Annotated in this window: 9 protein-coding genes; 3 read left to right on the top strand and 6 right to left on the bottom strand. The window is 71.6% G+C overall.

The window, feature by feature from the left end; translation table 11 throughout:
• The first annotated feature begins 17 nt into the window (after positions 1 to 17).
• Positions 18 to 1442 carry a rifampin monooxygenase gene (gene rox / locus H295_RS0101065; RefSeq protein WP_020133490.1) on the top strand — a complete coding sequence of 475 codons (1425 nt, stop codon included), beginning with the start codon at positions 18 to 20 and terminating at the stop codon, positions 1440 to 1442.
• A 63-nt stretch (positions 1443 to 1505) separates the two neighbouring features.
• On the opposite strand, the gene H295_RS0101060 is transcribed toward rox, so the two are convergent.
• Both H295_RS0101060 and H295_RS0101055 read right to left on the bottom strand, forming a co-directional pair.
• Positions 1506 to 3152, bottom strand: a complete 1647-nt coding sequence (locus H295_RS0101060) for a purine-cytosine permease family protein (RefSeq protein WP_020133489.1) — start codon at positions 3150 to 3152, stop codon at positions 1506 to 1508.
• Between the two features lie 189 nt (positions 3153 to 3341).
• Positions 3342 to 3698, bottom strand: a complete 357-nt coding sequence (locus tag H295_RS0101055; protein WP_028808930.1) for a helix-turn-helix transcriptional regulator — start codon at positions 3696 to 3698, stop codon at positions 3342 to 3344.
• A 130-nt stretch (positions 3699 to 3828) separates the two neighbouring features.
• On the opposite strand from H295_RS0101055, the gene H295_RS42535 reads away from it, so the two are divergent.
• Positions 3829 to 4611 (top strand): ANTAR domain-containing protein, encoded by a 783-nt coding sequence (locus H295_RS42535; protein WP_106960744.1) that lies wholly within the window; start codon positions 3829 to 3831, stop codon positions 4609 to 4611.
• A gap of 347 nt (positions 4612 to 4958) precedes the next feature.
• Here H295_RS42535 and meaB read toward each other — a convergent pair whose 3' ends face one another.
• The 3 genes from meaB to H295_RS0101035 are packed head-to-tail and all read right to left on the bottom strand — an operon-like array spanning position 4959 to position 9924.
• Positions 4959 to 5942 carry a methylmalonyl Co-A mutase-associated GTPase MeaB gene (meaB, locus tag H295_RS0101045; protein WP_020133486.1) on the bottom strand — a complete coding sequence of 328 codons (984 nt, stop codon included), beginning with the start codon at positions 5940 to 5942 and terminating at the stop codon, positions 4959 to 4961.
• The gene (gene scpA, locus H295_RS0101040; RefSeq protein ID WP_020133485.1) at positions 5939 to 8116 is read right to left on the bottom strand and encodes a methylmalonyl-CoA mutase; all 2178 of its coding nucleotides are present in this window, start codon (positions 8114 to 8116) and stop codon (positions 5939 to 5941) included. The genes meaB and scpA overlap by 4 nt, the downstream gene beginning before the upstream one ends.
• A complete protein-coding gene (locus H295_RS0101035) occupies positions 8116 to 9924 on the bottom strand; it encodes a methylmalonyl-CoA mutase family protein (protein WP_020133484.1) in 1809 nt (602 codons plus the stop codon). Before H295_RS0101035 ends, scpA begins: the two co-directional genes overlap by 1 nt.
• Positions 9925 to 10028: 104 nt before the next feature.
• Between H295_RS0101035 and H295_RS0101030 the strand changes: the two genes are divergently transcribed.
• Positions 10029 to 10385, top strand: coding sequence for a DUF1801 domain-containing protein (locus tag H295_RS0101030; RefSeq protein WP_020133483.1), 357 nt, complete (start codon positions 10029 to 10031; stop codon positions 10383 to 10385).
• On the opposite strand, the gene H295_RS0101025 is transcribed toward H295_RS0101030, so the two are convergent.
• The gene (locus H295_RS0101025) at positions 10378 to 11757 is read right to left on the bottom strand and encodes a glutamate decarboxylase (protein ID WP_020133482.1); all 1380 of its coding nucleotides are present in this window, start codon (positions 11755 to 11757) and stop codon (positions 10378 to 10380) included. The two genes, H295_RS0101030 and H295_RS0101025, sit on opposite strands and share 8 nt — an antisense overlap.
• Positions 11758 to 11956: the final 199 nt, after the last annotated feature.

Below are 11956 nucleotides of genomic sequence, written 5' to 3'. Positions count from 1 at the left end.
GAGAGACGGGGGAATCGGTGTTCGACGTGATCATTGCCGGAGGCGGGCCCACCGGGCTGATGCTCGCCGCCGAACTGCGGTTGCACGGCGTGCGGGTGGTCGTGCTGGAGAAGGAGCGCGAACCCTTCCCGTACATCCGCGCACTCGGCCTGCACGTGCGCAGTGTCGAGGTGCTGGACCAGCGGGGGCTGCTGGAGCAGTTCCTCGCGCACGGCAAGCAGTCCCGGGCGGGCAACTTCTTCGCCGGCGTCACCAAGGGCTGGCCCGACGGGCTGGACACCGCGCACGCCTACACGCTCGCCATCCCGCAGACCGTGACCGACCGCCTCCTGGCCGAACACGCCGTGGAGGCCGGTGCCGAGATCAGGCGGGGCGCCGAACTGGCCGGGCTGAGCCAGGACGAGGACGGCGTGAACGTCGAACTGGCCGACGGCACCCGGCTGCGGGCGCGCCACCTCGTCGGCTGCGACGGCGGCCGCAGCACCGTGCGCAAGCTGCTCGGGGTCGGCTTCCCCGGTGAACCGGCCACGCGGGAGGCGCTGTTGGGCGAGATGGAGGTCGACGCCGGTCCGGAGACGGTGACCGCCGTGATGACCGAGGTCCGCGAGCGGGAGAAGTGGTTCGGTCTCGGACCCGTCGGGGACGGCGTGTACCGGGTCGTGGTGCCCGCCGGGGATGTGAGCGAGGACCGGACGGCCGCGCCGACCCTCGACGACTTCAGGCGACGGCTCCGGGCGGTCGCCGGCACCGACTTCGGCGTCCACTCGCCGCGCTGGCTGTCCCGCTTCGGCGACGCGGCTCGGCAGGCCGACCGTTATCGGGTGGGCCGGGTGCTGCTGGCGGGAGACGCGGCGCACGTCCACGCGCCGGTGGGCGGCCAGGGCCTCAACCTCGGAATCCAGGACGCCTTCAACCTCGGCTGGAAACTGGCCGCGGAGGTGGCCGGCTGGGCTCCCGCAGGACTGCTGGACAGCTACCACGCCGAGCGGCACCCGGTCGCCGCCGACGTCCTGGACATCGTCCGCGCCCAGTCCGTGCTGATGTCCCCCGAGCCCGGACCGCGGTCGGTGTGCAGGCTGCTGGCGCAGCTCGCGGAGTTCGAGGACGTGAACCGGTACCTGGTCGAGAGGATCACGGGAGTCGGGATCCGCTACGACCTCGGCCCGGGCCCCGAGCCGCTCGGCCGGCGCCTGCGGGATCTCGCGCTGGAGCGCGGCCGCCTGTACGAACGGATGCACGGCGGCCGCGGACTGCTGCTCGACCGGACCCGCCGCCTCACACCGGCGGGTTGGTCGGACCGGGTCGACCATGTCGTCGACCCCGGTGCCGCACTGGACGCGCCCGCGGTGCTGCTGCGGCCGGACGGCCATGTGGCGTGGGTGGGCGAGGACCAGGGGGACCTGGCGGCGCACCTGGCCCGGTGGTTCGGGGCGCCGGCCTGACCGCGGTGGGCGTCCGTGTATCCCGGGCGCCCACCGCTGTCGTCCGACGTGGACCGCGGCGCCTCAGGCCGTCGCCGGCAGGATGTGGTCGCCCGCCGTGTCCGTGCTGAGGCACAGCGAGCAGACCACGGCGTCGTGGGTGGCGCAGGCGGCCAGGTCGGGGCGCTCGTAGGGCTGGCGGCAGACGTGGCAGTCGAGGGTGAGCGCGCTCGGGTTGCCGTCGGCGTCCAGCAGGGGCTCGTCGATGCCGTCGCCGGTGCGGCGCAGGTAGTACCTGCCCTTGGTGACGATCGCCATCAGCGGGGTGAGGACGAAGGCGATGACGGCGGCGGCGACCGGGGAGTACGGCTGGAGGGTGTCGCCCAGGGCGTGGAAGTACATCGCGATCGACAGGCCGGAGGCGGCGACGAAGGCGACCACGCCCACCGGGTTGACGGCGTGGAGCATGCCGCGGCGGAACTCCGGCTGGAGCGGGGAGAGTTTCAGCAGGTACTTGTTGATGCCGATGTCGGTGGCGACGGTGACGACCCAGGCGATCGCGCAGTTCGAGTAGAAGCCCAGGATGTCGTTGAGGAAGCTGAACATGTCCGCTTCCATCAGGACCAGCGCGAAGCCCAGGTTGACCAGGACGAAGACCATGCGTCCGGGGTAGTGCTTGGTGACCCGGGTGAAGGAGTTCGTCCAGGCGAGCGAGCCGGAGTAGGCGTTCGTCACGTTGATCTTGATCTGGCTGATCACGACGAGGGCCACGGCCAGCGGGAGGACGAGCCAGGACGGCATCATCGCGTCGAAGGCGCCCTTGAACTGCTGGATCGGCTCGGGAGCGACGTCCGGGCCGACCTTGGCGAGGATGTACACCGCGAGGAAGACCCCGATGGCCTGCTTCAGTGCGCCGAGCACCACCCAGCCGGGACCCGCCATGAGGACGGCCGTCCACCAGGTGCGCTTGTTCTCCTCGGTCTTGGGCGGCATGAAGCGCAGGTAGTCGATCTGCTCACCGATCTGCGCGATCAGGGACAGGCACACGCCCGCGCCGAGCAGCACGGAGGCGGTGTTGACGCCGCCGTCGCCGTCCGTGCCGGCGTAGGCGAGGAAGCGGTCGACGGTGCCGGGGTCGGTGACGATCAGATAGACCAGCGGACCGACCATCAGCAGCAGCCAGATCGGAGTCGTCCACACCTGGAGCTTGCTGAGCGCCTTCATGCCGTAGATGACCAGTGGGATCACCATCAGCGTGGAGACGAGATAGCCGAGCCACAGGGGCAGTCCGAGGCCCAGCTTCAGCCCCTGGGCCATGATCGAGCCTTCGAGGGCGAAGAAGATGAAGGTGAAGCTGGCGAAGATGACGCTGGTCAGTACCGACCCGTAGTAGCCGAAGCCGGAGCCGCGGGTGATCAGGTCGAGGTCGATGTTGTAGCGGGCGCCGTAGTAGGCGAGGGGGAGACCGGTGACGAAGATGACCACGGCGGCGACCGCGATCGCGACGAGCGCGTTGCCGGTGCCGTGGGCCAGGCCGATGCCGGCGCCGATGGAGAAGTCGGCCATGTAGGCGATGCCGCCGAGGGCGGTGGTGGCCACCACCATGGGGGTCCAGCGGCGGTAACTGCGGGGCGCGAAGCGGAGGGTGTAGTCCTCCAGGGTCTCCCTGACCGCCTGGTCGGTGGTTGTCGTCGGTTCTGCCGTTGCCGACCGTGATTCGGTAGTGCTCATGTCACGCCTCCCGATGGGCTGTGCGGGGGGTGGGGGATGCGTGGGGACCCGTTCGGCGTCATCGGCGGCACGGGGGAGCCCGGAGGTCGGTCATGAGCGGTCTGGCGGCGCTGTTCGCGGTTGGGTGCACGGCTCCGGTCCCACGGCCGGTCACGTTACGTAGCGGCTGTTAACGCGGGTGCCGGACTGTCATGAACGCGACGTTGCGGGAAGCTCACCGGAGCCCTCGGGGCCGCTGGAGCGGCTCGCCTCGTCCTGGACGAGCAGGGAGAGCAGGGAGGCCACCGTCAGGCCCGCCTCGGCGGGATGGCGCAGCACCTGGCCCGCCTCGATGCGGTAGGTGTTGGTGCGGCCCTCCCGGACGTGCGAGAGGTATCCGTCCTGCTCCAGATCGGAAATGATCTTCTGTACGGCACGTTCGGTGAGCCGGCAGTGCGCGGCGATGTCGCGGATGCGGGCGCTGTGGTTGTCGGCGATCGCGGCCAGCACGCGCGCGTGGTTGGTGACGAACGTCCATCCGGTGTGTGGCTCGGGCACTCCATCCATGGCTCAACTCTAGCGACCACATATTCACGCATCCAAAAACCTGAACTAAATTTCATGTATTAGTTGACGCATGTGGGTCGACGCGGCGAATCTGGTGAGCAAGGCAGCGGAGCACATGAGGGAGAGGGCCATGCCGGAACCTGCGCACTCGGCGCAGCCCCTCAGCGCGACGGACAAGCGTCCGCCGTGTCTGGCCTCCGTCGAGGCCGTGACGGCCGGCGACCGGGTGACCGTCGTCTGCCGCGGTGAGCTGGACATCGGCGCGGAGCGGCTCCAGCCGGAGCTCTACGCCCTTCTGGCGACCTCGTCCACCGGGGTGGACCTGGACCTGACGGGCGTCGGCTTCTGCGACTGCGCCGGGCTCAACGTCCTGCTGGACCTGCGCCGGGAGGCCCTGGACCAGGGCAAGACGGTCACCGTCGCCGCGTGCGGCCCGGCCCTCGGGCGCCTGCTCGACCTGACCGGCGCGCGGGAACTGTTCAGGCCGGAGGAGGCGGTGGGGGCAGAGGGGGCGGAGAGCCGTCCCGAGGCCCCGGACCCCGTGCCCGCCGACGAGGAGCCGGGCGCGGACGTCGACGAGGAGTTGCGTCTGGAGGTCGCCCAGCTGCGCCGGGCCATGCGGACCCGCCCGTCCATCGATGTGGCCCGCGGCATCGTGATGGCCTCCTTCGGGCTGAGCTCCGAGGACGCCTGGACGGTGCTCGTCACCGCCTCCCAGAACACCAACACCAAGCTGCACCACCTCGCGGAGGCCCTGTTGGGTGCGGTCCACGGGGAACGGGTCGCGGAGGACGTACGGCAGCAGATGGCCTGGGCGGTCGCCAAGGTGCGGGAGACTCCGTCGACGCCGTTCGCCGAGCCGGGGGAGCGGGCCGGCGGACCGGCCCTGGGCTCCAGCGCCGGAGCCGCATGACCCGGGGCCCCGGCGCGTAGGGGGCTGGGCGAGGCTCCGGTGCCGGAGGGGCCCGAGACCGGTCGGCGGGCTCCGTGCCGGCGTCCCTGCCGTTTGCGCCAGGCCGGCGGTCTCCGTGCGGGCCCCTGCGGTTCGCGCCGGGGCGGCGGTCTCCGTGCGGGCCGCCTACGGTCTGCGCCAGGGCGGGGCCTGCGTGCGGGCCTCCTGAGCCCGGGGCCGGGCGGCGGCCTACGTGCGGGCCGCTGCGGTTCGCGCCAGGACCGTGGCCGCCGCCGTGCGGGCCTGCGCGTCGCGCGTGCGGCGCTACGAGCCGCCGGGGGGCGCGGCACTGCGCGGCGCCCCCGGGGTCAGTCCGAGGTCGTGCCGAACGCCCCCAGGATGCGTTCGGCGGCCAGCGTCGCCGTCAACTCGCCGTTCCTGACCCGCTGTTCGAGGTCGGGGGCGAGGGCGCGGACGGCCGGGTCGGCGTGCAGCCGGCCGAGGAGCTCGTCGCGGACCATCGACCAGGTCCAGTCCACCTGCTGGTCACGGCGCTTGGCGGCGAGCCGGCCCGTGGAGTCCAGCAGGGTGCGGTGCTGTTCCAGACGCTCCCAGACCGTGTCCAGGCCTGTCGACTCCCGGGCGCTGCAACTCAGTACCGGGGGCGTCCAGGCCGCGTCCTTGCCGTGCATCAGACGCAGCGCACCCGCCAACTCCCGCGCCGCCGCCTGCGCGTCGCGCTGGTGCGGGCCGTCCGCCTTGTTCACGGCGATCACGTCGGCCAGCTCCAGGACGCCCTTCTTGATGCCCTGCAACTGATCGCCGGTACGGGCCAGCGTGAGCAGCAGGAACGAGTCGACCATGTTGGCGACGGCGGTCTCCGACTGCCCTACGCCGACCGTCTCGACGAGGACGACGTCGTAGCCCGCCGCCTCCATCACCACGATCGACTCCCGGGTCGCCTTCGCGACCCCGCCGAGCGTGCCCGCGGTCGGGGACGGCCGTACGAAGGCGGCCGGGTCGACGGCCAGGCGCTCCATCCGGGTCTTGTCGCCGAGGATGGAGCCGCCCGTACGGCTGGAGGACGGGTCCACGGCGAGCACGGCCACCCGGTGCCCCAGCGAGGTCAGCATCGTGCCGAACGCGTCGATGAACGTCGACTTGCCCACGCCCGGTACCCCGCTGACCCCGATCCGCCGGGCCCGGCCGCTGTGCGGAAGCAGCTCGGTGAGCAACTCCTGCGCCAGCACCCGGTGTTGGGGCCGGGTGGACTCGACCAGCGTGATCGCGCGGGCGATCAGAGCGCGCTTGCCGTCGAGGACGCCCTTCACATAGGTGTCGACATCGATCACAGCTCGTGCCCGAGGTCGGCCGAGAGCCGCTGGACGAGGTCGTACGCCGCGTCCGGGATCACCGTCCCGGGCGGGAAGACGGCCGCGGCCCCCATCTCCAGCAGCGTGGGCACGTCCTGCGGCGGGATCACCCCGCCCACCACGATCATGATGTCCTCCCGGCCCTCCTCGGCCAGCGCCTCCTTCAGCGCCGGTACGAGGGTGAGGTGCCCGGCCGCGAGCGACGAGACGCCGACGATGTGCACGTCCGCCTCCACGGCCTGCCGGGCCACCTCGCCCGGGGTCTGGAACAGCGGGCCGACGTCGACGTCGAAGCCGAGGTCGGCGAAGGCGGTGGCGATCACCTTCTGACCGCGGTCGTGGCCGTCCTGGCCCATCTTCGCGACCAGGATGCGCGGACGCCGGCCCTCGGCCTCCTCGAAGGTGTCCACCAGGGCGCGGGTGCGGTCCACGGAGGGCGACTCCCCTGCTTCGTTGCGGTACACGCCGGAGATCGTACGGATCTGGCTCGCGTGCCGGCCGTAGACCTTCTCCAGGGCGTCGGAGATCTCGCCGACGGTGGCCTTCGCGCGGGCCGCGTGCACGGCCAGCTCCAGGAGGTTGCCGTCGCCGTCCGCCGCCCGGGTCAGCGCGTCGAGGGCGTCCCGGCAGGCGGTCTCGTCCCGTTCCGCGCGCAGCCGCCGCAGCTTCTCGATCTGCTTGGTGCGCACGGAGGAGTTGTCGACCTTCAGGACCTCGATCGCCTCGTCGGTCTCCACCCGGTACTTGTTGACGCCGATCACCGGCTGGCGGCCGGAGTCGATACGGGCCTGGGTACGGGCCGCGGCCTCCTCGATGCGCAGCTTGGGGATGCCGGCGTCGATCGCCTTCGCCATGCCGCCCGCCGCCTCCACCTCCTGGATGTGCTGCCAGGCCTTGCGGGCGAGGTCGTACGTCAGCTTCTCCACATAGGCGCTGCCGCCCCAGGGGTCGATGACCCGGGTGGTGCCGGACTCCTGCTGGATCAGCAGCTGGGTGTTGCGGGCGATGCGCGCGGAGAAGTCGGTGGGCAGCGCCAGTGCCTCGTCGAGGGCGTTGGTGTGCAGCGACTGGGTGTGGCCCTGGGTCGCCGCCATCGCCTCGACACAGGTGCGGGTGACGTTGTTGAACACGTCCTGCGCGGTCAGCGACCAGCCCGAGGTCTGCGAATGGGTGCGCAGGGAGAGGGACTTGGCGTTCTGCGGGTCGAACTGCCGCACCAGCTTCGCCCACAGCAGGCGCGCCGCCCGCAACTTGGCGATCTCCATGAAGAAGTTCATGCCGATCGCCCAGAAGAACGACAGCCGGGGCGCGAACGCGTCCACGTCCAGGCCCGCTTCACGCCCGGCCCGGATGTACTCCACGCCGTCCGCGAGGGTGTACGCCAGCTCCAGGTCGGCCGTCGCGCCCGCCTCCTGGATGTGATAGCCGGAGATGGAGATGGAGTTGTAGCGGGGCATCCGCTGCGAGGTGTACGCGAAGATGTCGGAGATGATCCGCATCGACGGCTTCGGCGGATAGATGTAGGTGTTGCGGACCATGAACTCCTTGAGGATGTCGTTCTGGATGGTCCCGGCCAGCTTCTCGGGCGCGACACCCTGTTCCTCCGCCGCCACGATGTACAGCGCCAGCACCGGCAGCACGGCGCCGTTCATCGTCATCGACACGGACATCCTGTCCAGCGGGATCCCGTCGAACAGCTGCCGCATGTCGTAGATCGAGTCGATCGCCACGCCCGCCATGCCGACGTCACCGGTCACCCGGGGGTGGTCGCTGTCGTAACCGCGGTGCGTGGGCAGGTCGAAGGCGACCGACAGGCCCTTCTGGCCGGCCGCGAGATTGCGCCGGTAGAAGGCGTTGGACTCCTCGGCGGTGGAGAAGCCCGCGTACTGGCGGATCGTCCAGGGCTGGTTGACGTACATCGTCGGGTAGGGCCCGCGCAGATACGGCGCCACACCCGGGTACGTCTCCAGGAAGTCCAGGCCCTCCAGGTCACGGCCGGTGTAGAGGGGCTTGACCGCGATGCCCTCCGGGGTCTCCCAGACGGGCTCGGCCTCCTGCGTGGCGCTCTTGACGGCCGTACGCCACTCGTCGGCGCCGCCGTCGGCGGCCGGGGTCCCCAGCTCGATCCCGGTGAAGTCGGGGATGCTGGACATCAGGACACTCCCATGCGGTCGAGGGTGGCGGTGAGCACGGCTACGGCGTCGCAGCCCGCGAAGACGTAGGAGTCCACGCCGGAGTACTGCCCCGGGCGTCCGGCGAGGAACACATGCCGTGCGCCCGCCGACCTGAGGGCCTCCGCGGTCTCCTCGGCCTGCTCCTCGTACAGCGCGTCGCTGGAGCACAGACAGGCCTCGGTGGCGCCGCTCTCCTCGAAGGTGCCCTCGGTGACGGGCTCGACGCCGCCGGCCTGGAAGAGGTTGGCGGCGAAGGTCAGGCGCGCGGTGTGGGCGGCGGCGGGGCCCAGCGCGGCCAGGAAGACCCGCGGGCGTGCCCCGGTCGCCGCGAGGTGGGCGTCGGAGCGGGCGCGCAGCTCCTCGAACGCCTCGTCTCGCCGGACCCGGGGGAGACCCCCGGACGCCTGCTCGGGGGCGGGCTCCCGCTCGACCGGCTTCTCGGCCAGGAACGGGAACTCGCTGACACCGGTGACGGGTTCGCGGCGGGTGGCGAGCTGCTTGGAGCGCCGCGCCCACGTCGTCGCCAGGTCCGTGCGGAGCCGGCCGGAGCGCAGGACGGCCGCCTGGCCGCCGTCGCGCTCGATCGTCCGGAAGAACGCCCAGGCGGACTCGGCGAGTTCGTCGGTCAGCCGCTCCACGTACCAGGAGCCGCCCGCCGGGTCGATCACCCGGGACAGATGCGACTCCTCGACCAGGATCGTCGACGTGTTGCGGGCGATACGGCGGGCGAACGCGTCCGGCAGGCCCAGCGCGTGGTCGAAGGGCAGCACGGTGACGGACTCGGCCCCGCCGACCCCCGCGGCCAGCGTGGCGATCGTCGCGCGCAGCATGTTCACCCACGGGTCCCGGCGGGTCATCATCACCGGCGACACCACGGCGTGCTGCGCCTGCGCCCCCGCGGCGGGCACCCCGCACACCTCGGCGACCCGCGCCCACAGCCGGCGTGCCGCGCGCAGCTTGGCGATGGTCAGGAACTGGTCGGCCGTCGCCGCGTACCGGAACTCCAGCTGCGCGCAGGCCTGTTCGGCACTCAGACCGGCCTCGGTGAGCGCCCGCAGATAGGCGACACCGGTGGCGATCGAGGCGCCCAGCTCCTGCGCCGCCGAACCTCCCGCCTCGTGGTACGGCAGCGCGTCCACGGTCAGCGCCGGCAGCCCCGGGTACTCCTCGGCGCACCTGAGCGCCAGCGGGACGACCGGCGCGAAGTCCAACTCCTCGCCGGTACGGGCCTCGTGACCCAGCGGGTCGGCGCCCAGGCTGCCGCGCACGGACTCGCCCGTGATACCGCGCTCGCCGTAAAGCCGCAGCAACTCCTCGGCCGCCTCGGCGAATTGGCGGCCCGCGTCGAGGGCGACCGGAGCGAGGTCCAGATACACGCCGTCGAGGACCTGACCCAGCGACGCGACCGGAATGCCCCCGTCGCCCACGGCGAGCCACAGCGAGGTGACGCCGTTCTCCAGGTCCGCGAGCACCGCGGCGTTGTCGGCGACCGCGTGCCGCTGCCGTACGTCCCAGCCGCCCGCGGTGTTCCCCTCGGGCCGCGCTCCCCGTACGAAGGGGGCGAAGCCGGGGAAGCCGGGCTCGGGGGCGGTGTCGTGCGCGGTGTACAGAGGCCGGGTGCGCAACCCGTCCTCCAGCGCGGTGGACAGGGCCTCCTCCGCTGCCGCGCCGGAGACATCCCTGCCCGACTTGCGCAGGACACCCGCCACCAGGCCGTGCCACTGTTCAAGGTTCGCGTCAGGGAACTCGGCGGCCAGCGAGAGCCCGTCGTCAGGCAGGACCGTCATGCTCGGATGCTAGGCCAGACCCCCGAAGAGGCAGCAGAGGGCACGGCTGTGACCTTTCCCGCAGCGACACTGTGACGCCGGTCTCCCCTGTACAAATAGGGCGTATGGACGCTGACGTACAGGCCTGGATCGACGGCATCGCCCCCGGGCACCGACCCCTCTTCGACCGGGTCCACCGGCTGATCCTGGGGGCGTTCCCCGAGGCTGCCGTCGAGCTCTCCTACGGCATGCCCACGTACCGGGTCGGCGCCCGCCGGCTGCACGTGGGCGCGTGGCGGCACGGCGTCTCCCTCTACGGCTGGGACGCGGACGCCGGCGCCGATCTCCTCTCCCGGCACCCGGGGCTGCTCAGCGGCAAGGCCACCCTCCGGCTGGGCCCCGGCGAGGCGGCGGACATCACCGACGACGAGCTGCGCGCTCTCGTCCGCGCCTCGCTGGGAGCCGGGGGCCCCGTTAGCTGAGCGAGGGCGAGAGCCGGTCGGCGTGCAGGCGCCTGGTGACCTCCGTCAGGTCGGCGACGAACATGCCGGCGAGTTCCGCGGTGAACCCGGTGCGTACGACCACCCGCAGCACAGAGACGTCCTGGCAGGGCGCCGGGAAGGTGTACGCGGGCAGGTGCCAGCCGCGGGCGCGCATGGCGTGGGAGACGTCGAACACCGTGAGGCCCTCGGTGCCGGGCGCCACGCGGAAGGCGAACGCGGGCAGTTCGGAGCCGTCCGTGACCAGCTCGTAGGGGGCGATCGCCGCGATCCGGTCGGCCAGCGCGCGGGCCGTCGTACGACTCCGCGCCGCCAGGTCCCGCAGCCCCTCGAAGCCGTACCGCAGGAAGCTGTAGTACTGCGCGACCACGTGCGCGCCCGGACGCGAGAAGTTCAGGGTGAAGCTCGGGGAGCTGCCGCCGAGGTAGTCGACCTCGAAGACCAGGTCGTCGGGGAGGGCCTCGGCGTCCCGCCACAGGGCCCAGCCGAGACCGGGGAAGACATGCCCGTACTTGTGGCCCGAGGTGTTGATGGACGCCACCCGCTCCAGCTGGAAGTCCCACATCAGGCCCGGGTCGAGGAAGGGGGCCACCATGGCGCCGGACGCGCCGTCGACGTGCACCGGGATGTCGGTGCCGGTGGCGGCCTGATAGCCGTCCAGAGCCAGGCAGATGTCCGCGACGGGCTCGTAGGAGCCGTCGAACGTGGAGCCGAGGACGGCCACCACGCCGATGGTGTTGTCGTCGCAGTAGGCGGTCAGGGTGTCGGGCGTGAGGTGGTAGCGGCCCGGCTCCATCGGGACGTAACGCGGCTCCACCTCGAAGTAGTTGGCGAACTTCTTCCAGCACACCTGGACGTTCGAGCCCATCACCAGGTTCGGGCGCGCGGTGTCCCTGCCCTGGGCGCGGCGGCGGTCCTGCCAGCGGCGCTTGAGGGCGAGCCCGCCGAGCATCGCGGCCTCGCTGGAGCCGGTGGTCGAGCAGCCGCGCACCTCCGCCGGGCGCGGCGCGTGCCACAGCCGGGCGAGCATCCGCACACAGCGCTCCTCCATGGCCGTGATCTGCGGGTACTCCGCGCGGTCCGCGAGGTTCTTCTCCGCCGTCTCCGCCATCAGCTCCCGCGCCTGCGGCTCCATCCAGGTGGTGACGAAGGTGGCGAGGTTCAGCCGCGCGTTGCCGTCGAGCATCAGCTCGTCCCGCACCCGGCGGCAGACCGCCTCGGGTTCCGACACGGACGCGGGCAGTTCGTCGACCGGCGGCAGGAGGGGGTCGGCGGTCGGTCGGTCTCGTTCGTGCGCGGTGGTCAGGGTGTCGAAGTCGAGGGCGGGCATGACGTCGGTGTGCGGGATGGGCATGAGTGACTCGATGCCTTTCTGGCTCGTGCGGCCCCGTGCACTCCGACGCTAGATCGCCGGACGGCCCGGCATTTGTGCCGATTACACCGATCCAGTGATCCATTTGCGCACTGATGAACCGGATTTTCCCTTGTACATACAGACGCCTCTTCGGCGCCTCGTTCCGGCCGAACCCGCTCTCCCGCGGACCGCCGTGGCG

Source organism: Streptomyces sp. 351MFTsu5.1 (assembly GCF_000383655.1).
In the GTDB taxonomy this organism is placed as follows: Bacteria; Actinomycetota; Actinomycetes; order Streptomycetales; family Streptomycetaceae; genus Streptomyces; species Streptomyces griseorubiginosus.
Note: the sequence above shows the minus strand (reverse complement) of the source record. Positions and strands in the feature narration are given on the sequence as shown.

Bases quoted from the DNA above. Each gene is read 5' to 3' on its own strand.
- H295_RS0101060 (WP_020133489.1), bottom strand. From the start codon at position 3,152: ATGAGCACTACCGAATCACGGTCGGCAACGGCAGAACCGACGACAACC.
- H295_RS0101055 (WP_028808930.1), bottom strand. From the start codon at position 3,698: ATGGATGGAGTGCCCGAGCCACACACCGGATGGACGTTCGTCACCAAC.
- H295_RS42535 (WP_106960744.1), top strand. From the start codon at position 3,829: ATGCCGGAACCTGCGCACTCGGCGCAGCCCCTCAGCGCGACGGACAAG.
- scpA (WP_020133485.1), bottom strand. From the start codon at position 8,116: ATGTCCAGCATCCCCGACTTCACCGGGATCGAGCTGGGGACCCCGGCC.
- H295_RS0101035 (WP_020133484.1), bottom strand. From the start codon at position 9,924: ATGACGGTCCTGCCTGACGACGGGCTCTCGCTGGCCGCCGAGTTCCCT.
- H295_RS0101030 (WP_020133483.1), top strand. From the start codon at position 10,029: ATGGACGCTGACGTACAGGCCTGGATCGACGGCATCGCCCCCGGGCAC.
- H295_RS0101025 (WP_020133482.1), bottom strand. From the start codon at position 11,757: ATGCCCATCCCGCACACCGACGTCATGCCCGCCCTCGACTTCGACACC.